Below are 25,969 nucleotides of genomic sequence, written 5' to 3'. Positions count from 1 at the left end.
CGGGAGTTTGGATCACGGACATGACTGCCGAGCTCATGCGCCCCGCCGCGGCCGAATTCCTCCGCATCGCCCACGGCGTGCCCGACCTGACCGCCCCGACACCGTGCGCCGGCTTCGACGTCCGCGGCTTGCTCAACCACCTCTTGTACTGGGGCCCGTGGCTCATCGCGGCCGGCCGGCGTGAGGACCCGCCGCCGGCCACGGACGCTGTTCTCGTCACCGACGGCTGGCGTGCGGCGCTGGAGAAGCAGACGGAGACGCTCGTGGACGTCTTCGAGACACCTTCGGCCTGGACGGGAACGACGGCGCTGGGGACGACGCAGCTCCCGTCGGCGGTGGTCGGCGCGATGGTGCTGGGCGAGTTCGTCCTGCACGGCTGGGACCTCGGCCGGGCTCAGGGTGAGGAGCTCCATTGCGCGCCCGAGGCGGCGACGGCGGTTTTCGAGTCCGCGGTGGCGATGGGCGAGCAGGCGCGGTCGATGGGGGTTTACGGGCCGGCGGTGGTTGTGCCTCGGGATGCGTCGCCGCTGGAGCGGGCGCTGGGTGCTTCGGGGCGTGATCCGGCCTGGAGGGCTTGACGGGTGCGGGGCCGGCGACGGTGCCGGGCGAGTCAGCGCGAGCAGGTGCGGGGGCACCCGTCGCACTCGGACTCCGCCGGGAGCAGGTACGAGAAGCAGCAGCTCTCGCGGCGCCGCGTCCACCCGTGGTCGGCCAGGCGCACCGTCGACGCCGACGTCAGTGGCGGATAGCGCTGGTCGAGCACCAGGGTCGCGTCGGCGACGCCCTCGGGGGTGCCGCCCGCCCGGTCCGCTCCCCACAGGGCGCTGTCCAGCGCGTCCGTCGCCGTGGCCCAGAGTGTCCGGCGGCCGAATCGGCTGATCGGTGCGTATGCCTCGACGAACCGGGCTGCGTGCGCCGTGTAGCGGGCTCGCAGGACCGCGGCCAGCGCCCGCTCGTCGTGGACCACCGTTGCGCCCGGGGCGGCCGAGCCCGGGTCGGTCGGGAGGCACCAGAACTCGTCGCCGAGCACCGCCAGGTCCTCCGGGTACGGCCGGCCGGCGCCGAGGCGGAAGGCCAGCTCCGCAGGCCGCAGCGAGGGCACCCGCCGCTCGTGGTGCAGCAGCATCGCGCCCGCGTAAGCCGGTACGTGCAGGTACCAGGCGACCAGGTAGGCGTCGGCGGTCCGGGGCGGCGCCGCGCCGAACTCGCGCAGCAGCCAGCCCGCCAGGCGGGTGCGCCACTCCTCGAGGAAGTCGGGCCCGCCGAGCGCCTCCGAGCAGCGGATTCCGCCCGCAGGGACGTCCCGGCGCAGGTCGAGCCGCTGGAGGGTGGGCGTGATGGTTCGGGTCAACAGCGTCCTCCTTAGGCGTGCCTAACCTAACAGCGAGCCCCAGACTGCGCCGATCGGGTGGTGGTGACTCCCGGCACTCCCAGGTTGCGGACTGTTCGCGGTGAGCGGACACCGCGCGGATGGCGGAATCCGGGTGGCCGCCCGCACGTTGGGCTTGACGTAAAGGTGCAGGGAAACCTGATGATGGGAGTACCCGGAAGACCCCACGTCCGGGTGCGGTAAAGACCGCGAACAGCCGTAGTGGTACGCCAGCGCTACCAGTTGGCTACTAGAGTGGTCTCACGGTGCTGAATCCATCGCGGTGAAAGCACGATGGATAACGGGCCGCCGGCGCAGCAGTCGAGGGAGTGCACATGTTTGAGAGGTTCACCGACCGCGCGAGGCGGGTGGTCGTTCTGGCTCAAGAAGAAGCCAGGATGCTCAACCACAACTACATCGGCACCGAGCACATCCTCCTGGGTCTGATCCACGAGGGTGAGGGTGTCGCCGCCAAGGCGCTGGAGTCGCTGGGCATCGCCCTGGAGGGCGTGCGCCAGCAGGTCGAAGAGATCATCGGCCAGGGCCAGCAGGCGCCGAGCGGGCACATCCCGTTCACGCCGCGGGCGAAGAAGGTGCTGGAGCTGTCGCTGCGCGAAGCGCTGCAGCTCGGCCACAACTACATCGGCACCGAGCACATCCTGCTCGGCCTGATCCGCGAGGGCGAAGGCGTCGCCGCGCAGGTCCTGGTCAAGCTGGGAGCGGACCTCAACCGGGTCCGCCAGCAGGTGCTGCAGCTGCTCTCGGGCTACCAGGGCAAGGAGTCCACCGAAACCGGTTCCGGCGGCCGTGGTGAAGGCACCCCGTCGTCGTCGCTGGTGCTCGACCAGTTCGGCCGCAACATGACCGTGCTCGCCCGCGAGGGCAAGCTCGACCCGGTCATCGGGCGCGGCAAGGAGATCGAGCGGGTCATGCAGGTCCTGTCCCGCCGGACCAAGAACAACCCGGTGCTCATCGGCGAGCCCGGCGTCGGCAAGACCGCCGTCGTCGAGGGCCTGGCCCAGAGCATCGTCAAGGGCGAGGTGCCCGAGACGCTCAAGGACAAGCAGCTCTACACGCTGGACCTGGGCTCCCTGGTCGCCGGCTCCCGCTACCGCGGTGACTTCGAGGAGCGCCTGAAGAAGGTGCTCAAGGAGATCAAGACCCGCGGCGACATCATCCTGTTCATCGACGAGCTGCACACGCTGGTCGGGGCGGGTGCCGCCGAGGGTGCGATCGACGCGGCTTCGATCCTGAAGCCGATGCTCGCCCGCGGTGAGCTGCAGACGATCGGCGCGACCACGCTCGAGGAGTACCGCAAGTACATCGAGAAGGACGCCGCCCTCGAGCGCCGGTTCCAGCCGATCCAGGTCGGCGAGCCGTCGCTGGAGCACACGATCGAGATCCTCAAGGGCCTGCGCGACCGGTACGAGGCGCACCACCGCGTCTCGATCACCGACTCGGCGCTGGTCGCCGCCGCGACCCTGGCGGACCGGTACATCAACGACCGGTTCCTCCCGGACAAGGCGATCGACCTGATCGACGAGGCCGGCGCCCGGATGCGCATCCGCCGGATGACCGCGCCGCCGGACCTGCGCGAGTTCGACGAGAAGATCGCGAACGTCCGCCGCGACAAGGAGTCCGCGATCGACGCGCAGGACTTCGAGCGGGCCGCCCGCCTGCGTGACGAGGAGAAGACCCTCCTCGGCCAGAAGGGTGAGCGGGAGAAGCAGTGGAAGGACGGCGACCTCGACGTCGTCGCCGAGGTCGACGACGAGCAGATCGCGGAGGTGCTGGCCAACTGGACCGGCATCCCGGTGTTCAAGCTGACCGAGGAGGAGACCACCCGGCTGCTGCGCATGGAGGACGAGCTCCACAAGCGCATCATCGGCCAGGAGGACGCGGTCAAGGCCGTCTCGCAGGCGATCCGCCGTACGCGTGCCGGTCTGAAGGACCCGAAGCGCCCGTCGGGCTCGTTCATCTTCGCCGGCCCGTCCGGTGTCGGTAAGACCGAGCTCTCCAAGGCGCTGGCCTCGTTCCTGTTCGGCGAGGACGACGCGCTCATCCAGATCGACATGGGTGAGTTCCACGACCGCTACACCGCTTCGCGGCTCTTCGGTGCCCCTCCGGGCTACGTCGGTTACGAAGAGGGCGGCCAGCTGACCGAGAAGGTGCGGCGCAAGCCGTTCTCGGTGGTCCTGTTCGACGAGATCGAGAAGGCGCACCAGGAGATCTACAACACGCTCCTGCAGGTGCTGGAGGACGGCCGCCTGACCGACGGTCAGGGCCGCACGGTCGACTTCAAGAACACGGTGCTCATCTTCACGTCCAACCTGGGCACGTCGGACATCTCGAAGTCCGTCTCGCTCGGCTTCTCCGGTGGCAACGACTCCGGCACGAAGTACGAGAAGATGAAGCAAAAGGTCAACGAGGAAATGAAGAAGCATTTCCGCCCGGAGTTCCTGAACCGGATCGATGACATCATCGTGTTCCACCAGCTGACCAAGGAACAGATCATCATGATGGTCGATCTGATGATCGGCCGCGTGGAGAAGCAGCTCAAGGCCAAGGACATGGAGCTGGAGCTGACCGAGAAGGCCAAGGCCCTCCTCGCGAAGCGCGGCTTCGACCCCGTCCTGGGCGCCCGGCCGCTGCGCCGCACGATCCAGCGCGAGATCGAGGACCAGCTGTCGGAGAAGATCCTCTTCGGCGAGGTCGAGCCCGGCCAGATCATCCTGGTCGACGTCGAAGGCTGGAGCGGCAACCCCGAGGACAAGGACGACCAGGCCAAGTTCACCTTCCGCGGTGAGCGCAAGCCGTCGTCGGTCCCGGACGCCCCGCCGGTCAGCATCGGCGCCGGTCACGAGGAGAACGGCGGCGAAGCCGAAGGCGAGTGATCGGCTGAGTAGCACGTAGGAAGGGCGGTTCCCCCTGAGTGGGGAGCCGCCCTTCTTCGTGTCCGGGCGCATGAGACGATGCCCGCCGCCGGAGAGGAGGGCTGAGGGATGAGCCGATCGTGGAAGGAAGTGAAGGCGGACAAGGCGGCCGTCGATCGGGAAAGCGGCCGGGACGTTGATGCCGCCCGGACTGCCGCGCGTGAAGCCACTCAGGCGTACGTGCTGGGCTTTCGGCTGGCTCAGCTCCGGGAGGAAGCCAGCTCGAGCAGGGTGACCCGGGGCAGATGGAGCTCGACACCCTTCGGCGCTACATCACGGCCCTCGGCGGCCGGATGCGGGTTGTTGCCGACTTTGATGATCACGATGTCACCGTTTCGGCTGCGCAGCGGGACGACAGTGACGTCTGCGCCTGACCAAGGTGCCACCCGGGCCCCATGAGACGATGCCCGCGGGCCTTGGGAGGGGAAACCGCGTGGACGTGCTGTCGATCGACTTCGGGACTTCCAGCACCGTCGGCGTCCTCTCCGCCTTCGGCCGGGGACCCCGCGCCATCGAGGTTGACGGCTCCGTCACCATGTCCTCCGCCGTCTACGTCAACGATGACGGCCTGCTCGTGGTCGGGCAGGATGCCGAGCGGCGGGCGCGGCTGGATCCGGGGCGGTTCGAACCCAATCCCAAGCGGCGCATCGACGAAGGCACCCTGCAGCTCGGCGACACCGCCGTCACCATCACCGATGCCTTCGCCGCCGTTCTGCGCAGGATGAACGAAGAGGCCGGACGGCAGCTGGGCCGGCCGCCCGTGCAGACGCGGATCTCGCACCCCGCCGGTTGGGGCGCCAGCCGGCAGGAGGTGCTTCGCACGGCCGCCGCGAAGGCCGGGCTTGCCGACGTGCGGCTGGTTCCCGAGCCGGTCGCCGCGGCCGCGCACTACGCCAGTCTGGGCAACCGGAATGCCGGTCCCATCGGGGTTTACGACCTCGGTGCGGGCACCTTCGACTGCGCTGTTGTCGGCATCAGTCAGCAGGGCTTCGCCGTGCTCGCCGAGGACGGCCTGCCCGATCTCGGCAGTCTCGACATCGACCAGGCGCTGCTCGTCCACATCGGCCGCTCGGTGTCGCACGCCGATCCGGCGCAGTGGCAACGTCTTCTGCGGCCGCAGTCCACTGTCGACCGGCGCAACCGCCGTGCGCTGCTGCAGGACGTCCGTGACGCCAAGGAAAGCCTCTCGCGCCACACGCAAACCCACGTGCCGATGCCCGAGCCGTTCGGTGACGTCCTCGTCAGCCGTGACGAGCTGGAAGCGCTCGTGCGGCCCAACCTGCTGCGCAGCGCCGAGCTGCTCGGCGCGACGATCCGCCGGGCCGGGCTGAATCCCGGGCAGCTGGGTGGCATCTACCTCGTCGGCGGGCCGAGCCGGATGCCGCTGCTGGCCTCGTTGCTCGGCCGCCAGCTCGGGGTGGCGCCGACGACGCAGGACCAGCCCGAGACGGCCGTCGCGTTCGGGCTGCACCATGTGCCGCTGGACACGAGTGATCTCACCGTGCCCGCCTTCGCGCCGGTGCGCCCGCCCGTGACGCCGCCGCGGCCGCAACCCTGGCAGCAGCAGGCCGTCCGGCCGCCGCCGTACGCGCCGCGGCCGCAGCAGCCACCGCCACCGCCGCCGAGCAAGAAGAAGACCAAGCCGCTGCTGATCGCGCTCGCGGTCCTCGTGGTCATCGCGATCGCCGTGACGGTGATCGTCCTCGCGACCAGCGACAAATCCTCGGCTCAATCCACAGTGGACTGCACGACGACGGCGCCGGCCGACCAGGCCGGGTTCACCGCCTGCCTGCGCTCGCTGGCCGGCACCGTGCCGGACCGCGCCAAGTGCCAGGCCGCCGGGTCGGTGGCCAAGCTGGTCAACGCGCAGTCGGCGGTCACCTGCGCGTTCGACGGCAGTTTCGGCAAGAGCAGCGCCGTCACCTATTACCAGGGCGTGACCGTCGACGCGATCGAGGCGGGCGCGAAGCTGCAGATGGGTGACGGCACCGTCCAGCGCGGAACTTGGGACGGCGGCGGGCTGCACGGCCGGTACGTCGCCGGGGTCGGCAGCCTCGCCGGGATCGTCCTCTTCGGACCGGACGACCGCGCCGCGGCCGGGCTCTACGTTTCGGTCGACTTCCGAGACCGCGACCGCCGCACCGAAGACCTCGTCACGTTCTTCACCGGCGAGCTCAAACCCGCCTGACGGCTCACCAGGCCGGGTCGAACTTCGGGCCCTTGCCGTACCAGTCGTCGTCCGGCTCCGGCCCGGCCGGCGGCGCCGCGGCCGGCGCGTCCTCCGACCGGTCCTTCAGCACGTCGCCGCCCCGCTCGTGACGCGGCGGCGGCGGTGGCGAAGGGGAAGGCGAAGGAGCAGGGGCCGGCGAGTACTGCATCCGCCAGCGCAGCCGGTCCATCAGGTAACCGCCACTGCCCAACGGCGCCAGCAGCTCTCCGGTTCGTTTCGCCGACTCGCGCTGCGCTTTGACGTAGGTCTGCAGCACGGCGTCGGCGATCTGAGCCGGCGACATCCCCGAGACGGCGTCGGTGAGCCGCAGCCGGGTCAGCACGCCGTCGGTGTTGACCGACAGCGAGACGGCGCCGTCGTCGGACGTCGCCGACGCCGACAGGGCGGACAGCTCGGACAGCAGGCCCTCGCGGTCGGGTTTTGCCGGGCGGTCAGCCATTCAGTGTCCCCAGGTGCGTCGCGCCGCTCGACACCTCGCCGTCGCGGCCGATGTCCACGTTCGCGTCGCGGACGTTCTTCTCGGTTTCGCGGGAGGTGTGGTCGGTCTCGAAGTTGTCCGGGTCGAAGCTCGAGCCGGGGCTGACGTCCGGCGAGTCGGGGATCTTCGGCAGGTCGACGGCTTCGTCGTTGATGCGGTTCGCCAGCGTCGTGGCGGCTTCGCCGGCGCCGTCGCGGATCTTGCCCGCGCTGTCGAGGAAGCTCTGGTACAGGTCGAAAGCGTTGTCGCCGGTGATCTCAGCCTGGTTCGCCACCACCGCGCTGATCGCGCCGCCGGCGGCGTTCCCGGCGACCATCGCGCCGTTGGCCGCGGTGAAGATCGCGGCGCCCGCGGGGGCGGCGACCCCGGCGCTGGCCACGGTGAGCAGCCCGGCGACCGCGCCGGCGAACGTCGCCGCCAGCACCTTCGACATGGCCGCTTCACGCTTGCGGGACTGGTCTTCCTGGTACTTCTTCGCGGTCTCCAGGAACGTGGTGCCGAGGTTGCTCAGGTCCTGCCGCGCCGACGCGATGGCTTCACGCGCGGCGACCAGGTCGCTCTCCAGCACGGTGATCTTGGTTTCCACCTCGGTGAAGGCGTCCGCCAGCTGGTTCAGGTAGGCCTTGACGGCGTTCGCCGCGGAACCGCGCCAGACGCCGAGGAACTGCCGGGCGTCGTCCAGCTTCGGCTTCGACTCGCGCTGCAGCTGCTTCCAGACGGCGTCGTGCTTCATGATCAGGCTCTGCAGGCCCTCGGTCGACTCGTGGTCGATGTCGGCGTCGGAGAATTCGCGGTAGACGCCCGCGATCTCGTCCTGCATCTTCTTGAAGCCGTCTTCGTCGCTGCCCAGGCCGAACACCCAGTCGGTGTACTTGAGGATCTGGAGGGCGTCGAGCGCGTCGTTCGCGCCGTCGACCAGATCCGCGGACACGCCTTCGAGCAGCTCGCCGCGGCGGTCGTCGCCGTCGCCCGACATCGGCTGGGCGTCGAGCCCGGAGTCGAAGTAGCCGTCCACGTCGTCAGTTCCCTTCCAGGCCGGCGGCCGCGCGGTTGACGTGCTGCTTCGAGTCCGCGTCGGCCTTTTCGTACAGCTCCGCGACCCGCATCAGGGCGTGACTGGTGTCGGCGGTCGTCTCGTGCAGCTGCGCGACCAGCTTCTGGATCTTCGCCAGGTGGTCGTTGTAGGCCGTCGCGACGGCCGGCATGCCGAGCGAGCGGCCGAACGCGTTGTCCACCGGGAACATGCTGCCGAGCCCGCCGAAGATCCCGCTGCCGCCGTCGGCGGAGACCGGGACATCGGTGCCACGCAGGCCGTTCGACGCCGTTTCCGCGGCGCCGGCGGCGTCCTGGAGGGCTCCGGCCGAGTCCCGCAGGTCCTGCAGGTCGGTCTCGAATCCGATCATCACTCACCTCTTGGTCGGGCTGCGCGTTCCCGACATGTAAACACCGTTCGATCGCCCGACAGGGTGAATTGAGGAGCGGTGTGCCCCAGATCACGAGAGCGCTGCCGTACCGCCGAACGGGGGAATGTCGTACCTGTCCGGCCGGGCCGGCGCTCTTACCTGCATGAGCACCACCACGAAGCCCCGCGCACGGACCGTGCGCCGCCAGCTGCGCGAGGCGAAACGCTTCTCCTGGACGGGATTCGGCGTCACGGTCGCCGCGTCCCTGCTCGGCACGCTCGTCCCGGCCGCGATCGGCGCCGGCCCGACCGCGACGCTGATTTCGACGCTGGTGACCACGGTGCTGGCGGCCGGTGGGCTGACCGCCAAGGACGGCATGGCCCGCGGGGTCAAGGCGATCGCGATCGTGGTGCTGGCCGCAGGCGCGCTGGTGCTGACGGTGACCGGCGTGACGGTGCTCGACCTCGTGCGCGGCGGCCCGTCGACGTTCCCGGGGGGCCCGGCCGAAACCCCCGAGGTGCTCGTCCCGGCGTCGGTCGACTGCGGCACCACACCGGTGCACACGACGACGACCTGCACGGTGGCGGTCCGCAGTGTCGGCGCGAGTGCGCTGCGGGTCGGCGGAACCGAGCTGGACAGCACGGACTTCGTGGTGGACGCGAGCGCGTGTGTCGGCCTCGACGTGGTCCCGGGCCGCCGGTGCACGCTGGTCGTGAGCTTCACGCCGACCTGGAGCGGCGACCGCGTCGCGGACCTGACGGTCCACCACAACGTCCCGGGTCCGGCGGCCTTCGTGGAGCTCACCGGCCGCGGCGGTTAGTGCTCCGCGCCCGCGCTGACGGCGAGGTCCTCGGTGGTCTTCAAAGCCGTGTCCACCAGGACTTCCAGCGCGTCGGCGATGCGGTCGACACCCAGCGAAGGCGCTGCCTTGCCGGCCGCCGCGACCTGCTCGGGGCTGAACGGGACGTGCACAAAACCACCGCGCACGTCCGGGAACTCGGTGGCCAGCAGGTGCATCAGGCCGTAGAAGACCTGGTTGCACACGTATGTTCCGGCGGTGTGGGACACGGACGCCGGGACGCCCGCCGCGCGGATCGCCGCCACGCACGCCTTCACCGGCAACGTCGTGAAGTACGCGGCCGGGCCGCCGTCCACCACCGGGACGTCGACCGGCTGCGCGCCCGCGTTGTCCGGGATGCGGGCGTCGACCAGGTTGATCGCGACACGCTCGGGCGTCACGTCCAGGCGGCCGCCCGCCTGCCCGACACACACGACGAGCGAAGGCCCGTGCTCTTCAACCGCGCGCCGCAAAGCGGGCAGGGACGCCGAAAACTCGCACGGCAGCTCGACCGCGGCAACGTCTTCGCGCCGCGCGCCGAGCAGCGAAACCGCCTGCCACGACGGATTCACGGACTCCCCGCCGAACGGCGCGAACCCCGTCATCAGCACCTTGGCCATCCCCACCTCCGAATGCCGTCAAGGCCACCTTACGGGCGTCAGGTGGCCTTGACGGCACTTGAGCGACCACTCAGGCGGCGGGCTTGAGACCGCCCGGGAACAGGTACTGGTCGGCGGGCTTGCCGGCGCCGTACACCCACGCGTCGAAGAAGCCCTTGAGGTTCTTGTGCGCGACGAGCTCGGTGTAGTGCTGGAAGTCCTGCATGCTCGCGTTGCCGTCGCGGTGCAGCGACGGCCAGGTCTTCAGCACCCGGTCGAACGCGGCCTGCCCGACGTAGCTGCGCAGCGCGTGCAGCATCATCGGGCCCTTCGAGTACACGGACGTGAACTCCCGGCCGGCGCCCATGTCGTAGAGCTTGCCGTTCCAGAACGCCGTCGACGCCTTCTTGACGTCGTCCGCGTACTGCTTGTTCAGGTCGACGCCTTCCTTCGCCTCGTCCCAGAGCCACGTCGCGTAGGACGCGAAGCACTCGTTGAGGCAGACGTCGCGCCAGTGGTCGACCGCCACCGAGTCGCCGTACCACTGGTGGGCGTTCTCGTGGACGATCGTCGGCAGGTTGCCGGCCCAGCCCGCGGAGTAGATCGGCCGGCTCATCGTCTCGAGCGAGAAGCCGATCTCCTCGTTGAGGAAGATGCCGCCCGCCGCGTCGATCGGGTACTTGCCGAACTTCGACTCGAGGAAGTCGAGGACCTCCGGCAGCCGCGCCTCGGCCTGCTTCGTCGAGTCGGGCACGCCGGGGGCGAACGCGCTGACGATCGGCGTCCCGTCGGCCCGCTTCTGGCGGTCGAAGGTCCACTTGTCGATCGCGACCGTCGTCATGTAGGGCACGATCGGCGTTTCCTCGGCCCAGACGTGCGTGGTGCCACCGCCCGGCGCTTTGTGGGACGGCTTCTCGCGGCCGTTGGCGATCACGCCCCACTCGTCGGGCACGGTGATCGCGAGGTGGAACGTGGCCTTGTCACGCGGGGTGTCGTTGACCGGGTACCAGGTGGTGGCCGACTTCGGCTCACCGGCGGCGAACGCGCCGCCCGCCTGGGCGAACTGCCAGCCGTTGGCGCCCAGCGCCGGGTCCTGGATGGCCGCGGGCACACCGTGGTAGGCGATCTTGGCCTCGAAGCGCTCGCCGCGCCGCAGCGGCCGCGACGGCGTGATCACGAGCTCGTGGTCCCCGGTGCGGCTGAACTTCGCGCCGCGGCCGTCGACCTGCACCGAGTCGACGGTCAGGCCGTGCAGGTCCAGGTTGAACGAGCTGAGCGCCTGCGTCGCGCGTGCGGTGATGTCCTGCGCGCCGGTCAGCTGGTGTGACGCGGGGTCGTAGCCGACCTTCAGGTTGTAGTCGGCGACGTCGTAACCGCCGTTGCCGTCCTGCGGGTAGTAGCTGTCGCCGGCCCCGTCGCTGCCGGGCTTCGGCGCGCTCCAGCCGTCGTTGCCGGCCGCGGCCACGCCGGCGCCGAGGCAGAGGCTGGTGACGACGGCGGCCGCCAGGACGACCGGTTTCTGTCCCCTCATGAACGCTCCCTGTCCGATCCGGTGGTGGATCTCGCCCGCAACGTATCCCCAGCGCCGCATGATTCACCGGGTGACGTCGTATTTGTCCGGATAATCACCACTTCCGTCGGCCCGGCGAGGCGGTTCCGCCCCGGCTCTCAGAGACAGTCTGGAAAGCTGGTGCGCATGCGCGTTGCGCTGCTGGGCCCGCTGCGTGCGGCGGAGGACGACGGCACCCCGATCGACATCGGCGGCGCCCGCCTCCGCATGCTCCTGGCCAGGCTCGCGCTGGACGCCGGGCGCGCGGTCCCGGCCGAAACGCTCGTCGACGGGCTCTGGGGCGCCGGGCCGCCGGCCGACGCCGCGAACGCCCTGCAGTCGCTGGTCTCGCGGCTGCGCAAGGCGCTGCCGGTGGCGGTCGAATCCGGGCCGGGCGGTTACCGGCTCGCGCTGGCACCCGCCGACGTCGACGCCGAGCGGTTCGAACGGCTCGCCGCCGACGGTCGCCGTGAGCTGGCCGCGGGCCGGGACGCCCACGCGGCCGAGCTGCTCTCCGAGGCCCTCTCGCTGTGGCAGGGCGCCGCGCTCGCCGACGTCCTCGACGCGCCGTTCGCCCAGGCGCCCGCCCGCCGGCTCACCGACCTGCGGGCCGAGGCGGCCGAAGACCGGTTCGACGCGCTGATCCGGCTGGGTGAGCACGCGGCGGTCCTGGCCGACCTGGCCGAGGCGGGTGACGCGGATCCGCTGCGCGAGCGGCTCGCCGGGCTGCGGATCCGCGCGCTCTGCGCGGCCGGGCGGCAGTCGGAGGCGCTGGCCGTCTACGCCGGGCTCCGCCGCACGCTGGCCGACCAGCTCGGGGTCGACCCGTCGGCCGAGCTGCAGGAGATCCACGTCGCCGCACTGCGCGGCGAGTTCGCGCCGCCGTCCCCGGTGGCCGACCGGCTGCCGACCCGGCTGACCACGTTCGTCGGCCGCGACGACGAGCTGAAGCTGCTGGCCGAGCTGCTCGGCGGGGCCCGGCTGGTCACACTGACCGGGCCGGGCGGCGCGGGCAAGACCCGGCTGTCCACCGAAGCGGCGTCGCGGCACCCGGCGCACCAGCAGGGCCGCGTCTGGTTCGCCGCGCTGGCCGGCATCCGCGACCCCGAAGACGTCCCCGGCGCGCTGCTGGGCGCGCTGGAGGTCCGTGACATCCGCAGCACCGACACCGAGGTCCGCCGCTGGCCGGTGGACCCTCTGGAGCAGGCCCTCGAGGTGCTCGGTGGCGCGGAAGCGCTGCTGGTGCTGGACAACTGCGAGCACGTGGTCGACGCCGCCGCGCGGCTGGCCGACGAGCTGCTGCACCGGGCGCCGCGGCTGCGGATCCTGGCGACGAGCCGTGAGCCGCTGGCGATCACCGGTGAGGCGCTCTGCCCGCTCGGCCCGCTGCCGGTGCCCGCGGAACGCGCCGCCCCCGCGGAGGCCGCCGAGCTCGACTCGACCCGGCTGTTCCTGGACCGGGCGGCCGCGGTCCGGCCCGACTTCGTGCTTGACGAGTCCACTGTGGACGCCGTGGGGGAGATCTGCCGCCGGCTCGACGGGATGCCGCTGGCCCTGGAGCTGGCCGCGGCACGCCTGCGGTCGATGACCGTGGCCCAGATCGCCGGCCGGCTCGGCGACCGGTTCCGGCTGCTGACTTCGGGCAGCCGCACGGCGTTGCCGCGGCAACGGACGCTGCGCGCGGTCGTCGAGTGGAGCTGGGACCTGCTGAGCGAGGCCGAGCTGGTGCTCGCCCGGCGGCTCTCGGTGTTCACCGGCGGAGCCGAACCGGAAGCGGTCGAAGCCGTCTGCGCGGACGAACTGCTGCCCGCCGCCGACGTGCCGTACGTGCTCGGCAGCCTGGTCGAAAAGTCCATCGTGGACGTCGTGGACACCGCGGCCGGCGAGCCGCGCTACCGGATGCTGGAGACGCTGCGGGCCTACGCGACCGAACGCCTGGCGGAGTCGGGCGAGCTCGACTCGACGCGCCGCGCGATGGCGGCGTACTACGCCGAGCTGGCGGCCCGGCTGGAGCCGGTGTTGCGCACCCGCGAGCAGCTGCCGGCGATCGACCGGTTCGAAGCCGAGAGCGCCAACATGATCACGGCGCTGCGCGGCGCCCTCGAAATGTCCGATGTGGACAACGCGATCGGCCTGCTCGACGGGATGTTCTGGTACCTCACCATCCTCGGCCAGGGCGGCCGGGTCGGCGGGCTGCTCCACGAGACGCTCGCGTTCGGCGACCGGCTGCCTCCCGTGGTCGCCGCGGCCTACCAGGCGATCCTGTACCTGATGGACATGGTCCCGATGCGCATGGAGGACTCGGACATCCTGCCGGTGGTCGACGCGTGTGTCCGCACCGGCGCGATGGACCGCTACGCCGGGCTCTCGGTGGCCCTGCCGATGCTCGCGTTCCTCGGCGGCGCCCGCGACGTCGCGCTCCGCGAGGTGCGGCGGGCGGAGGCGAGCGCGGACGCGTGGACCCGCGCCGGCGGGCACTGGGTGGAGAGCTTCCTGCTCGACGACGAGGGGGACGTCGAAGGCGCGGACCGGGCGCGCGACCTGGCGCACGCCGGATTCCTGGAGGTCGGCGACCGCTGGGGCATCGCGATGACGCTGAGCTTCAAGGCGTACGCGTTTTCGCAGGCGGGCGAGAGCGCGAAGGCCATCGAGACCTACCAGCAGGGCCTGGCGATGTCGATGGAGCTGCGGTCGCACGAGGACTCCGTGCAGCACTGGTGGCGGCTGGCCGTGGAGCGGGCCCGCGCCGGGGACATCGAGGGTGCCTGGCGCGACCAGGAGGCCGCCGAGCGCTACGGCGCGAGCATCACGAACCCGCAGCAGCGGATCTTCCTGGTGTTCGGCCGGCTGGAGCTGCTGGTGCGCACGGGCGACCTGGCCGCCGCGCGGGTGCAGCTGGATCGTGTCCGGGCACTGGCGCGGGAAGCGGCGCTCCCCGGCGGGATGGGCGAGGAGTGGGTGGGCGCGGCCGAGGCGCGGCTGAGCCTCGCCGCCGGCCGTCCCGACGAGGCGGAACCCTTCGCCACCACGGCGATCCGGTTGACCTACCGCCGCGGCGACATGCCGGACCTGGCCGGCGCGGTCGAGCTGCTGGCGCTGATCCGCGCGGCGCAGGGCAGGCCCGAGGTGGCGGTCCGGGTGCTCGCCGCGTCCGCGGTCGTCCGCGGCCGGCTCGACCTCGGCAGCCCCGAGCTCCGCGACCTCCGCGCCGAACTGAGCGAGGCGCTGCCGGACTACGAAGAGCGGTACGAACTGGCCCGCGCGATGTCCAAAAAGGACACGCTTGCTTGGCTGCTGGCCGAGCTGGACGCGGAAAAGCCGTGAGTGGTGGTCAGGGCCGGAACCCTGACCACCACTCACGGCCTCGTGGCGCGGTCACCCCCGTGCACGCGCGCCCTCAGACCCGCCGGCGGTAGGCCCAGGTGGCCAGCGGGAAGAACACGATCACCGCACCGGCCATCCAGGCCAGCGCCCCGGCCAGCGGACCGGCGACGGCGCCGCCGTTCATCAGGCCGCGCAGCGCGTTCGCCATCAGGCTGACCGGGCTGATGTCGGCCCACGCCCGCAGCCAGCCCGGCATCGTGGCCGTGCTGACGAAGACGTTGCTGCCGAACGTCAGCGGCATGATGAAGACGAACATCAGCGCCTGCGCCGAACCCGGCGACTTCATCAGCATGCCGACGAACACCGAACCCCAGCAGAAGCACAGGCCGAACGCCAGCGCCAGCAGGATCGCCACGGCGAACTCGCCGGGGCTGGTCGCGATCCGGTAGCCCATGATCGTCGCGACGACCATCAGCACGACCAGGCAGACCACGTACCGCACGATGTCCGCGAGCACCGCGCCGATCAGCGGTGCCGACCGGGCGATCGGCATGCTGCGGAACCGGTCGAACACCCCCTTGGTGATGTCGGTGTTGAGGTTCGTGCCGACCGTGAGGCAGGCCTGCAGGATGTTCATCACGATGATGCCCGGCACGACCATCTGCAGGTACGCGTCGGTCGACCCGGACAGCGCGCCGCCGAACAGGTAGACGAACATGACCAGGAAGATGATCGGCATCAGCGTGACGTCGGCCAGCTGCTCCGGGTTCTTGCGGATCTTCAGGATGCCGCGCCAGGCCAGCGAAAGCGCGTGCTGGAAACCCTTGGCGGGGCTGATGTGCCGCGGCGGGGCCGGGCGGTCGAGGGCCAGCGTTGTCATGCCAGGCTCCCTTCGAGGTCGCGGGTGTCCTTCTTGGACTCTTCGGCGGCGTGCCCGGTCAGGGCGAGGAACACCTCGTCGAGGCTGGGCAGCCGCAGCGCCAGCTCGTCCGCGGTGATCCCGGCCTCGTCGAGCTTGCGGACCAGGGTGGACAGCAGCACCGGGTCGTTGACCGGCGCGGTGAGCAGGCCGGTGGCGTTGTCCCGGCTGGGCCGGACGCCGGTGAGGTCACCGAGGATCCGGGTGACGGCGTCCATGTCGGACAGCTGCGTCGGCCGCACCTGCAGCGTCTGCCCGCCGACCCGGCGCTTGAGCTCGTCGGCCCGGCCGTCGGCGACGACCCGGCCGTGGTCGAACACGGTGATCTTGTCGGCCAGTTGGTCGGCCTCTTCGAGGTACTGCGTGGTCAGCAGCACCGTCGCGCCCTCGGCGACGAGGCCGCGGACGACCTCCCAGACCTCGTTGCGGGCGTGCGGGTCGAGCCCGGTGGTCGGCTCGTCGAGGTAGAGGACCTCGGGGCCGCCGACGAGGCTGGCGGCCAGGTCGATCCGGCGCCGCATGCCGCCCGAGTACGTCCGGATCGGGCGTTTGGCCGCGGCCGTCAGCTCGAACCGGTCGATCAGCTCGGTGGCCCGCGACCGGGCCTGGGCGCGGGGCAGGCCGTAGAGCCGGCCGATGAGCATCAGGTTCTCGATGCCGTTGAGGTCCTCGTCGACCGACGCGTACTGGCCGGTGAGGCCGATCAGGCTGCGGACCCGGACCGGGTCGGTGACCACGTCGAAACCGCCGACGGTGGCTCTCCCGGCGTCCGGTTTCATCAGGGTGGCCAGGATCCGGACGGCGGTGGTCTTACCCGCGCCGTTCGGTCCGAGTACCCCGACGACCTGGCCGAACGGGACCTCGAGGTCCACCCCGTCCAGCGCCTTGGTGTCTCCGAAGTGCTTTACCAGGCCTTCAGCCTGGATCGCGTGCGACATGGGCGTCCTCCTTCACTGTCGCGCTTGGGGACCACTGTGGGCTCCGGACCTGACAGGCCGCGCACAGCGCGCTGGCAGCGGCTGGCAGCCACTGGTGGAGATCTTGTGGAGGTGCTGTCGGCGGCCACCCCGTCCGGCGCCGGTCTGGGCATACTCGGCACCATGGTCGTTGCGGAAGAGACGCGGTCCCGGCGGAAGAATCCGCTGGTCACAGCCCTGCTGGTGGTGCCGCTCGTGCCGTTGGCGGCCCTGGCGGCGCTGCGTGTGGTCGGCTTCGACGGTGACTGGCACACCCTCGTGGCGCTGGCGCTGACGCCGTACGTGGCGGCCGCCGGTCTGGTGCTCGGCGGCCTGGCGCTGGCGTTGCGGCGCTGGTGGGTCGGCGGGATCGCGCTGGTGCTGGCGATCGTGCTGGCCGTCCTCGTGGTGCCGCGGGTGTCGGCGAGCGAGCAGCGCGAAGTGGGCGGCAAGACGCTGCGCGTGCTCGCGTCCAACCTGCTCTACGGCCAGGCGGACCCGAAGGCCGTGGTCGACCTGGTGCGGTCGCAGCGGATCGACGTGCTGAACCTGGTCGAGATGACCCCGCGGGTGGTCGACGGGCTGACCGCGGCCGGGCTGTTCGAGACGCTGCCGTACCGGGTCCTGCACCCGGCGCCCGGCGCGTTCGGCTCGGGGATCGTGTCGCGCTTCCCGCTCAAGGAGGTCAACCTGACCGGTGATTCGGCGGCCAAGCAGCCGGGCGCCGAGGCCGACCTCGGCGACGGCGTGGTGGCCGAGATCGTCGCCGTCCACCCGATCTCCCCGGACGTCGACACCCCGCAGTGGGAGCGCGAGATGAAGGACCTCTCCCGCCCGGCGGGCGAGCACGGCCTGCGCATCCTGGCCGGCGACTTCAACGCGACGCTGGACCACGCGGCGTTCAGGACGGTCCTGGCCCGCGGTTACAACGACGCGGCGGAGGAGCGTGGCTCGGGGCTGGCGCCCACGTGGCCGTCCTCGACGCCGGTGGTGACGATCGACCACGTGGTCGTGGACAGCCGGGCGGCGGTGCTGGACTACCGGGTGTTCGACGTCGCGGGCAGTGATCACCGGGCGGTGTTCGCCGAAGTCCGCCTGCCGTGACGCCGTTTCAGCGCACGGCCGACGACAGCGCAGTGAGCGTCTCCAGAGCGCCGGCCGCGATCGACACACCTCGGTTGTGGCGGATCTCCGGCTCCCGCGGGTTGATCCGGATCAGCGCGCCGGTGGCCGCGCTGGCCAGTTCCGCGTACCGCCGGACCGTCGGGATCGCCTGGCCCGCGCCCAGTTCCACCACCACGAGGTCGCGTGCCGTGCGTCGCCAGGCCGTCAGCTCGTGGAGCTGGGCCTGGCCGCGGTCCGGGACCCACGCGTCGTCGCCGAACATCAGGATGTTGGGGCGGGCCAGGCCGCCGCAGCGGGGGCACGACGGCAGCGGTGGCACCGCGCGCATCGTTTCGGGGTCGAGCAGAACGTCGACTCCGGAAGCCGGCCAGATTTTGCGGGTGCAGCCGGCGAGGCACTGCAGGTGGTGGATCGAGCCGTGCACCTCGGAGACCAGCCCGAAGCCTGCCTCCTGGAACTGACCGTCCACATTGGACGTGAACACGCCGGTGCCGCCGGGCAGGCGGGCACCGAGGGAGAGCAGGATCCGGAAACCCTCGTGCGGCACCGTTTTCCGGTACAGGTCGAGCCGGTGGCCGTAAAAACCCCACGCCAGCTCGGGGTCGTCGGCGAAGTGGCGCGGGTCGGCGAGCTCCTCGAACTGCAGCCCGAGCCGGGCGTACGGCGGGTACGCGCGCCAGAACCCTTCACCGCCGCGGAAGTCCGGCAGCCCCGAGTCGACACCCATGCCGGCGCCGGCGCAGATCAGGAGTGCGCTGGCGCCGGCCAGGAGCTCCGCGGCCCTGGTGAGCTCACTCACCCGGCTGCGAGCCGAGGACGACCTCGAACTCCAGGAGGTTCGCCCCGGTCGACACGGGCTTGGCCCGCTCGCCGGAGTGCGCCGCCGCGGCCGGGCCGCCCGTCGCCCAGGCCTGGTACGCCTCTTCGGTTTCCCACTTCGTGTACACGAAGTAGCGCGTCTCGCCGGAGACCGGGCGCAGCAGCTCGAACCCGAGGAAACCCGGCTGCTGGTCGACGGCGTGCAGCCGCGCCGCGAATCGCTTCTCCAGCTCGGGGCCGGCGCCTTCGGGGACCTCGATCGCGTTGATCTTCACGACACTCATGACCCCAGCGTAGTTGGCTGCCGGGTGTGATCCGTGCCACTGTGGTGAGTATGGGGAGCACAGAGCGCGACCTCGCGGCCGACCTCGCCCGGATCGTTCACGCAGCCGCTGACGAAGTCGGTTCCGGCCGGGGCAGTGAACTCATCGAGAAGGTGACCGGGCACCTCGGGGCGCCGCTGCCGGAGGTCGTGGTCGTCACCCGCAACTGGCCGATGTGGGAGCACGCGAACATCCAGCGCGGGGTCGAGGCCTACCTCGCCGAACACGGCAAGGCCGTGGACTGGTTCGGCATCGCCGGCGGTCAGCGCACGCACGAGGACCTGATCGGGATGCTCGCCATCGCGCGCACGCAGGGGATGTACGAGCTCGGCTCGGTCGACTACACGACCACGGCGATCGGCCCGGACGACGCGACCGAAGCCGTCCAGCTGGGGCTGGTCGGCACGAGCGCGCCGGGTGGCGAGCCGGTGCTGGTCGCCATCCGCGGCGCGACGCCGCAGTGGGGGCTCGAGCAGTGCCGGCTGGAGGTCCTCTCGACGTCGCGGGTGACCGCCACCCAGGTGCGCGACCGCGTCGAGCGCCTGATGGCCGAGCACGACCTCCTCCGCGGGCAGGTGCTGGCCTTCGGGACCAGCGAGCACCGCGGCAACGAGCTGCTCACGTTCCTCCCGCGCCCGACGCTCACCGGTGAGGAGGTCGTCCTGCCCGACGGTGTGCTCGCCGCGATCGAGCGGCACACGGTCGGCATCGCGGCACACGGCGAGCGGCTGCTGGCCGCGGGGCAGCACCTCAAACGCGGGCTGCTGCTGCACGGCCCGCCCGGCACCGGCAAGACGCACACCGTCCGGTACCTGATGAGCCGCCTGCCCACCACCACGGTGGTCATCCTGACCGGCGCGGCGATGCGGTTCGTGGGCAAGGCGGCGGAGCTGGCGCGGCGGCTGCAGCCGAGCGTCGTCGTGCTGGAGGACGTCGACCTGATCGCGCAGGACCGCAGTTACGGGCCGATGGTCCAGCCGCTGCTGTTCACGCTGCTCGACGCGATGGACGGCGTGGGCGGCGACGCCGACGTGACGTTCCTGCTCACCACCAACCGGGCCGGTGAGCTGGAGAAGGCCCTCGCGGACCGCCCGGGCCGCGTCGACCTCGCCGTCGAAATCCCGCTGCCGGACGCGGCCGGCCGCGAGGCGCTGCTTCGCCTGTACTCGCGGGGCCTGAAGCTGACGGCGGACCTCGGCCCGATCATCGAGGCGACCGAAGGCGTCACGGCGTCGTTCGCGAAGGAGCTGCTGCGGCGGGCGTCGCTGCGGGCGCTGGCCCTGCGTCCGGACGACGACGTCGTCGTGGGTGACGAGGAGCTGTCCACGGCGCTGCGGGAGATGCAGGACGCGCACAGTGCGTTGACGCGATCGTTGCTCGGCAGCTCAGCTGCGCAGTGAGCCGGGGAAGAGGTCGGCGTCCGCGGGGAGCTTCGTGCCGCGGAACCAGACGTCGAAGAACTCGTGCAGGTTGCGGCCGCTGACCTGCGTCGCCATCGTCTCGAAGTCGGCCCAGGTCGCGTTGCCGTGGCGGAAGCGGGACGGCCAGTCGTGCAGGAGGCGGTTGAACGCCGGGTCGCCGATCTCGCGCCGCAGGGCGTGCAGCGCCAGGATGCCCTTGTTGTAGACACCTTCGAACTCGTGGCCCTGGCCCATGCCGACCAGCTTCTGCGACCAGAAGTCGGTGCTGCCGCGGGTGATGTCGATCGCCGCGCGGTAGCGGTCGTCCAGGTTCTGGCCTTCGCGCTCGGCCCACAGCCACTGCGCGTACGACGCGAAGCACTCGTTCAGGCAGATGTCCGACCAGTCCTTCAGCGACACCGAGTCGCCGAACCACTGGTGGGCGCTCTCGTGCACCAGCGTGGCCAGCTCGGCCCACTTCGCGTACGTCGGCCGGGTCTGCGTCTCGAGCGAGAAGTGGATGTCCTCGTCCAGGTAGATCCCGCCGGCCGCGGACTGCGGGTACGGCCCGAACTTGCCGCTCAGGAAGCCGAGCACCTCGGGCAGCCGGCTCCCGGTCGCGCGGCGGGCCTCGGCGCCCGGCGCGTACGCCGAGACGACCGGTGTCCCGTCCGGCAACGTCGACCTGTCGACGCTGAACTTGCCGATCGCGATCGTCGTCAGGTAGCTCGCCACCGGGTTCGGCTCGGTCCACGTGCCCGGCGGCCCCTCGCGGCCGTTCGAGATCACCGTCCACCCCGCGGGGACGTGCGCGGTGAGCGTGAAGGTGGCCTTGTCGCGCGGGGTCTCGTTCACCGGGTACCAGAACGCCGCCGAGTGCGGCTCGCCGACCATGAACGCGCCGCCGTCGGCCGAGTGCTGCCAGCCGTTCTCGCTGCCGCCGCCGTGCGACGTCTTCGCCGGGTCGCCGCCGTAGCGGACGCGGGTGCGGAACGTCGTCCCGGCGCGGATCGGCGACGGCGGCGTGACGACCAGCTCGAAGGCCTTCTCGCGGGTGAACTTGGCCGGCTTTCCGTCGACCTCGACGCTGTGCACGTCCAGTCCGCGCAGGTCGAGGTCGAACCGGCTGAGGTCCTGGGTGGCCTTCGCGGTGACGGTCGTGTCGCCGTCGAGGTGGCCGCTCGGCGGGTCGTAGGTCGCGTCGACCTGGTAGCCGAGGGCGTCGTAACCGCCGTTGCCGTCGTCCGGGTAATACGGATCACCGGCGCCGGACGCGCCCGGCATCGGGTGCATGGGCGGGGGCGGTGGCGGCGCCGGCAGGGCGTCACCGCTGCAGGCCGCGGCGAAGATCACCGCGGCGCAGACGGCGAGGGCGGCGAGTCGGCGGCGCATACGGCCCAGCCTAGGTCATCCACAGCGATCACTCGGTCACGTTCCGCACCAGGCGGTTTGTGGTTAGGTGGCCGCGTGCTCTGTTTCGGCGGCAGCGGTGTGCCGGTCGTCCTGCTCCACGGCCTGATGGGCCGGGCGCGGACGTGGCGGCGGGTCGCGGAGTGGCTCCGGCCCTACGGCGCGGTGTACGGCCTCGACGCGCGCGGCCACGGCAGCGCGCCGCGGGTCGGGCCGTGGACGACCGAGCGCTTCGCCGACGACGTCGCCGACGCGCTGCGCACCCTCGACGCGGGCCCGGCGGTGCTGATCGGCCACTCGATGGGCGGCCTGCACGCGTGGGCGACCGCGGCGCGGTACCCGGAGCTGGTGCGCGCGGTGGTGTCCGAGGACTTCGCGCCGGACCAGCGCGGCCGGACCGTCGAGACCTGGCGCGGGTACTTCGAGAGCTGGCCGGTGCCGTTCAAGTCGCTCGACCACGTCCGCGAGTTCTTCGGCGACGCGGGTGAGTACTTCGCGGACTGCTTCGAGGAGCGTTCCGACGGGTTTCACCTGGTCGCGGACCTGGAGGACCTGTACGTCATCGCCGCCGAGTGGGGCCGCGTCGACTACTGGTCCATCGTGGACGGAATCCGGTGCCCGCTGCTGCTGGTCGAGGGTGAGCACACGGCCATGCCGCCGGGCCAGCAGGCGGCGGTCGCCGAGCGGGTCCCGGGCGCAAAACACCTGGTCGTGCCGGGTACGGCACACCTGCCCCACGACGAAGCCCCGGAGACCTACCGAGGTGCCGTCGAGGCCTTCCTGAGTCAGGTCCTGAACCGCTAGGCCCGGGACAGGTCGGCCCGCCAGGCTGCCGTGGAGCGGTCGGCCGGGACGATCAGGGGCCAGACGTCCGCGCCGAGGAAGCCGGTTTCGTCGGCCGCCTTCGCCGCGGTGCAGGTGTCGCGGGGCAGCCCGGCCTGGGCCGACAACGCCGCCACGGCGTCCTTTGTGGACTTTCCGAAGACGCCGTCGGTCGGCACGTCCGCGCCGCGGGCGCGCAGGAACTGCTGCGCCAGCTGGACCTGCTTGCCCGTGGCGCCCGGCTTCAGCAGCGGCCACTCGGCTTCGCTGCGCGCGACCGAGACGCCGAGGACGCGGCCCACCGCCGTCCGCAGCTCAGGCAGCCGGTCGTAAAGCACCTGGCCGCAGCACTCCGTCGAGTTGAAGTCGCGGTGGCCCTTGATGAACTCGGGTGTGATCGAGTACTGGTTCGCGATGTAGGCGACCAGCGAGACGAGCGAGTCCCACAGCGCCTGCGTGACGTCGACCGTGCTGTACAGGCCTTCGTTCTCGATGCCGATGCACTCGCTGTTGTGGTTGCCGACGTTGGCGCCCTGCACGTGCTGGGTGCCGCCGCGCAGGATTTCGAGGCTGCGGTGCCTGCCCTCGGTGATGTGGCCGCCGCGGCTGTTCGTGAACTGCTGGCCGGTGTCGATCCAGCCACGCGTGTCCATGTGGAAGTTCTGGATGTCCCGCGAGATCTGGAGCGCGTGGGCCAGTGAGTAGTCGGTGACGTTCCCCGGCTCCACGGTGTGGTGCACGACGATGTACGTCGGCTTGTGGTTCTCGACCACGATGGCGCCCGACGCCGGCCGCGCGTTCCACTCCGCGGTGCCGTGGATGGTCGGCGTCGGCACCGCTGCCGCTGCCGCCGTTCGAACCCCAGTCAGCCCCAGTGTTCCGACCGCGGTCGCCGTGAGCCCCGCCTTGAGCAGGGAACGGCGGTCAAAGTCCGCCATTGCGAATCTCCTTCGCCGGAATGCAACCAGGAGAAGGTAACTCCGCACCGCGCCGATGACAACTATTGACCAACTTTTGTCGTAGCGCGTTAGTGTTCACCTGGGAGTGCGAAGAGGCCGTCGCGGGTCTGCTCCAGCAGGCCGTCGACCAGCAGGGAGTCCAGGCAGCGATCACGCTGGCCGCCGTCGTGCCAGACCAGGTCGAGGCGGGCTTTTTCGACCGGTCCCTCGGAGCCGCGCAGGACGTCGAGCAGCAGCCCGCGCACCTGCCGGTCGGTGCCTGCGAACTTCTGCACCGGTTTGGCCGGGCCGGCGTACTCCGGCCGGCCGGCGAGCTGCCACGCGCACTCGTCGTACACCGGGCAGTCGGCGCAGCGCGGCGAGCGCGCGGTGCAGATCAACGCGCCGAGTTCCATGATCGCGGCGGAAAACCGGGCGGCCGGTGCGTCCTCGGCCGGCAGCAGCGCCTCGACGTCGTTCATGTCGCGGGTGTTCGACGCGGGCCCGGCGTCGCCGGCGCCGTGCACCGCCCGCGCGACGACCCGCCGCACGTTCGTGTCCACCACCGGTGCGCGCCGCCCGTAGGCGAACGCGGCGACGGCACGCGCGGTGTACGCGCCGATCCCGGGCAGCGCGAGCAGAGTGTCCACATCGGACGGAACGACGTCGCCGTGCTCGGCCGCGATCACCCCGGCGGCCTCGTGGAGCCGCAACGCGCGGCGCGGATAGCCGAGCTTGCCCCAGGCCCGCACGACCTCACCCGGCGCCGACGCGGCCAGCGCCGACGGCACCGGCCACCGCGCCATCCACTCGTGCCAGATCGGCTGCACGCGGGCCACCGGCGTCTGCTGCAGCATGATTTCGCTGACCAGCACACCCCACGCGGAGCAGCCGGGCTCGCGCCAGGGCAGGTCCCGGCCGTGCGCGGAGAACCAGTCGAGCAGCACATCAGCGTCCACAGCCACGCCGGGAGGCTACTTCGCGTACTTCGGCAGCTCGCGGGCGACCTCGTCCGGGGACGGCAGCCCGGCGATCTCCTCGGCGATCGCGCGGGCCGCTTCGCGGTGGGCCGGCAGCTTCCGGGCCTGCTCGGTGACGGCGTCCGCGCTCAGCTCGTCCGGGAGGAGGCGCAGCGCGGCACCCGCGGCGACGAGCGCGTCGGCGTTGGCGAACTGGTCGGCGCCCTGGGGCAGGACCAGCTGCGGGACACCGGCGGCGAGCGCGCCGAGGGTGGTGCCGCTGCCGCCGTGGTGCACCACCGCGCTGACCCGCGGCACCAATTGCGCCTGAGGCACCCAGCTGTGCAGGGTGACGTTACCCGGCACGCTGCCCAGGTCCGCCGGCCGGACTCGGCCGGTGGCGACCACGACGTGCGCGTCGAGCGCCGAAAGGCCCCGGATCGCCGTGGTGAGCACCTCCGGCGTGCCGAACGCGGTGCCGAGCGTCAGGTAGATCAGCGGCCGCGACGGCCACTCGAAGTGGCCCGGCTCGGAGTACGGCACCGGACGCAGGGGGAGCCGCTCCGCGGTCGTGAGGAACGGCTCGTCCTGCACCGACGGCGGGCAGATGTCGAGGTGCGCACCACCGGCCGGGCGATCGAGCCCGATCCCTTCGGGGAACATCCGGCCGAAGCCGTGCCAGAGCGCGGGGATCCCGGCCCGGCGTGCGGCGATGGCCGCCTCCGGAACGCCCCACCCGTGCACGACGAGGTCGGGTCGCAGCCGCGTCAGCTCCGGCTCGAGGTCCTCGGCGTAGATCTCGTAGAACGCGTCCGCGGGCCGGAAGGGTCGCAGTCCCAGCCGTGACAACGGCGCGTGGACGTGCTCACCCGCGGCGAAGTGCACCTCGTGCCCGGCGTCGCGCGCCGCGACCGCGAGCGGGACCATCGGGTAGGTGTGGCCGGCCGACGCGAGCCCGGCGAAGAGGACACGCATGAGTTCCCCATCCAGATGTTGTGGACATCTGGATGGCAGGCTACTCGACCTCGGTGAGCTTCCCGGTCTTCACGTCGTAGACGAACCCGCGGACGTTGCCGGTGTGCGGCAGGAAGTCGCTGCGGCGCACCCGCTCCACCGACGTCCGGACGCTGTTCTCGACGTTGCGGAACGCCTCGACCGCCCAGGTCGGGCGCAGTCCGGTGTCGCTCTCGAGCTCGTCCTTGAAGTCGTCCTCGGTGACCATCGAGAGGCCGCATTCGGTGTGCTGGACGATCAGGACCTCGCGGGTGCCGAGCTTCCGCTGCGACAGGGCCAGCGAGCGGATCATGTCGTCGGTCACCACGCCGCCCGCGTTGCGCAGGACGTGCGACTCGCCCTGCAGCAGGCCAAACAGCTCGAACACCCGGATGCGGGCGTCCATGCAGGTCAGGATGGCCACCTGGAGGGACGGCTTCGGCGTCGACCGGTCGCCGGGCGTGATTTCGCCGAGCTCCTGGTTGCGCTTGAGCAGTACGTCGATCGAGGTCATCGGTCACCTTCCGGCCAGTGGCCCCGCGGCGCGGGCGTGCTCCTCCATTGGACCGGCCGGTGCTCGAA

General features: G+C 71.3%; 24 protein-coding genes. 9 read left to right on the top strand and 15 right to left on the bottom strand.

Features of this window, described 5'->3' with window-relative positions:
- Positions 1-20: 20 nt before the first annotated feature.
- Positions 21-578: a TIGR03086 family metal-binding protein gene (locus ACIA5G_RS05760; RefSeq protein ID WP_395921033.1), complete on the top strand. Its 558-nt coding sequence runs from the start codon at positions 21-23 to the stop codon at positions 576-578.
- Between the two features lie 32 nt (positions 579-610).
- Here ACIA5G_RS05760 and ACIA5G_RS05755 read toward each other — a convergent pair whose 3' ends face one another.
- The gene (locus ACIA5G_RS05755) at positions 611-1,351 is read right to left on the bottom strand and encodes a (2Fe-2S)-binding protein (RefSeq protein WP_395921032.1); all 741 of its coding nucleotides are present in this window, start codon (positions 1,349-1,351) and stop codon (positions 611-613) included.
- Between the two features lie 353 nt (positions 1,352-1,704).
- Between ACIA5G_RS05755 and ACIA5G_RS05750 the strand changes: the two genes are divergently transcribed.
- From ACIA5G_RS05750 to ACIA5G_RS05740, 3 genes are all read left to right on the top strand, one after another.
- Positions 1,705-4,263, top strand: coding sequence for an ATP-dependent Clp protease ATP-binding subunit (locus tag ACIA5G_RS05750; RefSeq protein WP_395921031.1), 2,559 nt, complete (start codon positions 1,705-1,707; stop codon positions 4,261-4,263).
- A gap of 284 nt (positions 4,264-4,547) precedes the next feature.
- Positions 4,548-4,676 carry a hypothetical protein gene (locus ACIA5G_RS05745; RefSeq protein WP_395921030.1) on the top strand — a complete coding sequence of 43 codons (129 nt, stop codon included), beginning with the start codon at positions 4,548-4,550 and terminating at the stop codon, positions 4,674-4,676.
- 59 nt (positions 4,677-4,735) lie between these two features.
- Positions 4,736-6,490 carry an Hsp70 family protein gene (locus ACIA5G_RS05740; RefSeq protein ID WP_395921029.1) on the top strand — a complete coding sequence of 585 codons (1,755 nt, stop codon included), beginning with the start codon at positions 4,736-4,738 and terminating at the stop codon, positions 6,488-6,490.
- Between the two features lie 4 nt (positions 6,491-6,494).
- Here the strand turns inward: ACIA5G_RS05740 and ACIA5G_RS05735 are convergent, their stop codons facing one another.
- From ACIA5G_RS05735 to ACIA5G_RS05725, 3 genes are read right to left on the bottom strand one after another with little or no spacing between them, the layout of a single operon-like run.
- Positions 6,495-6,971 (bottom strand): YbaB/EbfC family nucleoid-associated protein, encoded by a 477-nt coding sequence (locus ACIA5G_RS05735; RefSeq protein WP_395921028.1) that lies wholly within the window; start codon positions 6,969-6,971, stop codon positions 6,495-6,497.
- Positions 6,964-8,025 (bottom strand): hypothetical protein, encoded by a 1,062-nt coding sequence (locus tag ACIA5G_RS05730; RefSeq protein ID WP_395921027.1) that lies wholly within the window; start codon positions 8,023-8,025, stop codon positions 6,964-6,966. Before ACIA5G_RS05730 ends, ACIA5G_RS05735 begins: the two co-directional genes overlap by 8 nt.
- Before the next feature lie 4 nt (positions 8,026-8,029).
- The gene (locus ACIA5G_RS05725) at positions 8,030-8,413 is read right to left on the bottom strand and encodes a hypothetical protein (RefSeq protein ID WP_395921026.1); all 384 of its coding nucleotides are present in this window, start codon (positions 8,411-8,413) and stop codon (positions 8,030-8,032) included.
- 163 nt (positions 8,414-8,576) lie between these two features.
- On the opposite strand from ACIA5G_RS05725, the gene ACIA5G_RS05720 reads away from it, so the two are divergent.
- Positions 8,577-9,233 carry a hypothetical protein gene (locus tag ACIA5G_RS05720; protein WP_395921025.1) on the top strand — a complete coding sequence of 219 codons (657 nt, stop codon included), beginning with the start codon at positions 8,577-8,579 and terminating at the stop codon, positions 9,231-9,233.
- Here ACIA5G_RS05720 and pcp read toward each other — a convergent pair.
- Complete coding sequence (gene pcp / locus ACIA5G_RS05715; RefSeq protein WP_395921024.1) at positions 9,230-9,871, bottom strand: pyroglutamyl-peptidase I; 642 nt, start codon at positions 9,869-9,871, stop codon at positions 9,230-9,232. The genes ACIA5G_RS05720 and pcp overlap by 4 nt on opposite strands.
- 70 nt (positions 9,872-9,941) lie before the next feature.
- Positions 9,942-11,381 (bottom strand): M1 family metallopeptidase, encoded by a 1,440-nt coding sequence (locus ACIA5G_RS05710; protein ID WP_395921023.1) that lies wholly within the window; start codon positions 11,379-11,381, stop codon positions 9,942-9,944.
- A gap of 165 nt (positions 11,382-11,546) precedes the next feature.
- Between ACIA5G_RS05710 and ACIA5G_RS05705 the strand changes: the two genes are divergently transcribed.
- Complete coding sequence (locus ACIA5G_RS05705) at positions 11,547-14,723, top strand: BTAD domain-containing putative transcriptional regulator (protein WP_395921022.1); 3,177 nt, start codon at positions 11,547-11,549, stop codon at positions 14,721-14,723.
- 73 nt (positions 14,724-14,796) lie between these two features.
- On the opposite strand, the gene ACIA5G_RS05700 is transcribed toward ACIA5G_RS05705, so the two are convergent.
- Both ACIA5G_RS05700 and ACIA5G_RS05695 read right to left on the bottom strand, forming a co-directional pair.
- Positions 14,797-15,603, bottom strand: coding sequence for an ABC transporter permease (locus tag ACIA5G_RS05700; RefSeq protein ID WP_395921021.1), 807 nt, complete (start codon positions 15,601-15,603; stop codon positions 14,797-14,799).
- The gene (locus ACIA5G_RS05695) at positions 15,600-16,580 is read right to left on the bottom strand and encodes an ATP-binding cassette domain-containing protein (RefSeq protein WP_395921020.1); all 981 of its coding nucleotides are present in this window, start codon (positions 16,578-16,580) and stop codon (positions 15,600-15,602) included. Before ACIA5G_RS05695 ends, ACIA5G_RS05700 begins: the two co-directional genes overlap by 4 nt.
- A gap of 162 nt (positions 16,581-16,742) precedes the next feature.
- On the opposite strand from ACIA5G_RS05695, the gene ACIA5G_RS05690 reads away from it, so the two are divergent.
- Positions 16,743-17,702: an endonuclease/exonuclease/phosphatase family protein gene (locus ACIA5G_RS05690; protein WP_395921019.1), complete on the top strand. Its 960-nt coding sequence runs from the start codon at positions 16,743-16,745 to the stop codon at positions 17,700-17,702.
- Positions 17,703-17,709: 7 nt separating this feature from the next.
- Here ACIA5G_RS05690 and ACIA5G_RS05685 read toward each other — a convergent pair whose 3' ends face one another.
- The gene (locus tag ACIA5G_RS05685) at positions 17,710-18,522 is read right to left on the bottom strand and encodes an SIR2 family NAD-dependent protein deacylase (protein WP_395921018.1); all 813 of its coding nucleotides are present in this window, start codon (positions 18,520-18,522) and stop codon (positions 17,710-17,712) included.
- Positions 18,515-18,826 (bottom strand): antibiotic biosynthesis monooxygenase family protein, encoded by a 312-nt coding sequence (locus tag ACIA5G_RS05680; RefSeq protein ID WP_395921017.1) that lies wholly within the window; start codon positions 18,824-18,826, stop codon positions 18,515-18,517. The genes ACIA5G_RS05685 and ACIA5G_RS05680 overlap by 8 nt, the downstream gene beginning before the upstream one ends.
- A 50-nt stretch (positions 18,827-18,876) precedes the next feature.
- Here ACIA5G_RS05680 and ACIA5G_RS05675 point away from each other — a divergent pair, with 50 nt between their 5' ends.
- Positions 18,877-20,265, top strand: a complete 1,389-nt coding sequence (locus ACIA5G_RS05675; RefSeq protein WP_395921016.1) for an AAA family ATPase — start codon at positions 18,877-18,879, stop codon at positions 20,263-20,265.
- Here the strand turns inward: ACIA5G_RS05675 and ACIA5G_RS05670 are convergent.
- Positions 20,251-21,657, bottom strand: a complete 1,407-nt coding sequence (locus ACIA5G_RS05670) for a M1 family metallopeptidase (protein ID WP_395921015.1) — start codon at positions 21,655-21,657, stop codon at positions 20,251-20,253. The genes ACIA5G_RS05675 and ACIA5G_RS05670 overlap by 15 nt on opposite strands.
- Positions 21,658-21,732: 75 nt before the next feature.
- Between ACIA5G_RS05670 and ACIA5G_RS05665 the strand changes: the two genes are divergently transcribed.
- Positions 21,733-22,479 (top strand): alpha/beta fold hydrolase, encoded by a 747-nt coding sequence (locus ACIA5G_RS05665; protein ID WP_395921014.1) that lies wholly within the window; start codon positions 21,733-21,735, stop codon positions 22,477-22,479.
- Here the strand turns inward: ACIA5G_RS05665 and ACIA5G_RS05660 are convergent.
- From ACIA5G_RS05660 to ACIA5G_RS05645, 4 genes are all read right to left on the bottom strand, one after another.
- Positions 22,476-23,435, bottom strand: a complete 960-nt coding sequence (locus ACIA5G_RS05660) for an N-acetylmuramoyl-L-alanine amidase (protein ID WP_395921013.1) — start codon at positions 23,433-23,435, stop codon at positions 22,476-22,478. The genes ACIA5G_RS05665 and ACIA5G_RS05660 overlap by 4 nt on opposite strands.
- Before the next feature lie 89 nt (positions 23,436-23,524).
- Positions 23,525-24,400 carry an A/G-specific adenine glycosylase gene (locus ACIA5G_RS05655; protein WP_395921012.1) on the bottom strand — a complete coding sequence of 292 codons (876 nt, stop codon included), beginning with the start codon at positions 24,398-24,400 and terminating at the stop codon, positions 23,525-23,527.
- 9 nt (positions 24,401-24,409) lie between these two features.
- The gene (locus ACIA5G_RS05650; protein WP_395921011.1) at positions 24,410-25,369 is read right to left on the bottom strand and encodes a glycosyltransferase; all 960 of its coding nucleotides are present in this window, start codon (positions 25,367-25,369) and stop codon (positions 24,410-24,412) included.
- Between the two features lie 40 nt (positions 25,370-25,409).
- A complete protein-coding gene (locus ACIA5G_RS05645; RefSeq protein ID WP_395921010.1) occupies positions 25,410-25,901 on the bottom strand; it encodes a beta-class carbonic anhydrase in 492 nt (163 codons plus the stop codon).
- Positions 25,902-25,969: the final 68 nt, after the last annotated feature.

It is taken from the genome of Amycolatopsis sp. NPDC051758 (genome assembly GCF_044453095.1).
Classification (GTDB): Bacteria; Actinomycetota; Actinomycetes; order Mycobacteriales; family Pseudonocardiaceae; genus Amycolatopsis.
Note: the sequence above shows the minus strand (reverse complement) of the source record. Positions and strands in the feature narration are given on the sequence as shown.

Coding starts and splice junctions, on each gene's coding strand:
- ACIA5G_RS05745 (WP_395921030.1), top strand. CDS start 4,548: ATGGAGCTCGACACCCTTCGGCGCTACATCACGGCCCTCGGCGGCCGG.
- ACIA5G_RS05735 (WP_395921028.1), bottom strand. CDS start 6,971: ATGGCTGACCGCCCGGCAAAACCCGACCGCGAGGGCCTGCTGTCCGAG.
- pcp (WP_395921024.1), bottom strand. CDS start 9,871: ATGGCCAAGGTGCTGATGACGGGGTTCGCGCCGTTCGGCGGGGAGTCC.
- ACIA5G_RS05695 (WP_395921020.1), bottom strand. CDS start 16,580: ATGTCGCACGCGATCCAGGCTGAAGGCCTGGTAAAGCACTTCGGAGAC.
- ACIA5G_RS05645 (WP_395921010.1), bottom strand. CDS start 25,901: ATGACCTCGATCGACGTACTGCTCAAGCGCAACCAGGAGCTCGGCGAA.
- ACIA5G_RS05670 (WP_395921015.1), bottom strand. CDS start 21,657: ATGCGCCGCCGACTCGCCGCCCTCGCCGTCTGCGCCGCGGTGATCTTC.
- ACIA5G_RS05710 (WP_395921023.1), bottom strand. CDS start 11,381: ATGAGGGGACAGAAACCGGTCGTCCTGGCGGCCGCCGTCGTCACCAGC.
- ACIA5G_RS05720 (WP_395921025.1), top strand. CDS start 8,577: ATGAGCACCACCACGAAGCCCCGCGCACGGACCGTGCGCCGCCAGCTG.
- ACIA5G_RS05705 (WP_395921022.1), top strand. CDS start 11,547: ATGCGCGTTGCGCTGCTGGGCCCGCTGCGTGCGGCGGAGGACGACGGC.
- ACIA5G_RS05690 (WP_395921019.1), top strand. CDS start 16,743: ATGGTCGTTGCGGAAGAGACGCGGTCCCGGCGGAAGAATCCGCTGGTC.
- ACIA5G_RS05760 (WP_395921033.1), top strand. CDS start 21: ATGACTGCCGAGCTCATGCGCCCCGCCGCGGCCGAATTCCTCCGCATC.
- ACIA5G_RS05750 (WP_395921031.1), top strand. CDS start 1,705: ATGTTTGAGAGGTTCACCGACCGCGCGAGGCGGGTGGTCGTTCTGGCT.
- ACIA5G_RS05675 (WP_395921016.1), top strand. CDS start 18,877: ATGGGGAGCACAGAGCGCGACCTCGCGGCCGACCTCGCCCGGATCGTT.
- ACIA5G_RS05650 (WP_395921011.1), bottom strand. CDS start 25,369: ATGCGTGTCCTCTTCGCCGGGCTCGCGTCGGCCGGCCACACCTACCCG.
- ACIA5G_RS05725 (WP_395921026.1), bottom strand. CDS start 8,413: ATGATCGGATTCGAGACCGACCTGCAGGACCTGCGGGACTCGGCCGGA.
- ACIA5G_RS05680 (WP_395921017.1), bottom strand. CDS start 18,826: ATGAGTGTCGTGAAGATCAACGCGATCGAGGTCCCCGAAGGCGCCGGC.
- ACIA5G_RS05660 (WP_395921013.1), bottom strand. CDS start 23,435: ATGGCGGACTTTGACCGCCGTTCCCTGCTCAAGGCGGGGCTCACGGCG.
- ACIA5G_RS05700 (WP_395921021.1), bottom strand. CDS start 15,603: ATGACAACGCTGGCCCTCGACCGCCCGGCCCCGCCGCGGCACATCAGC.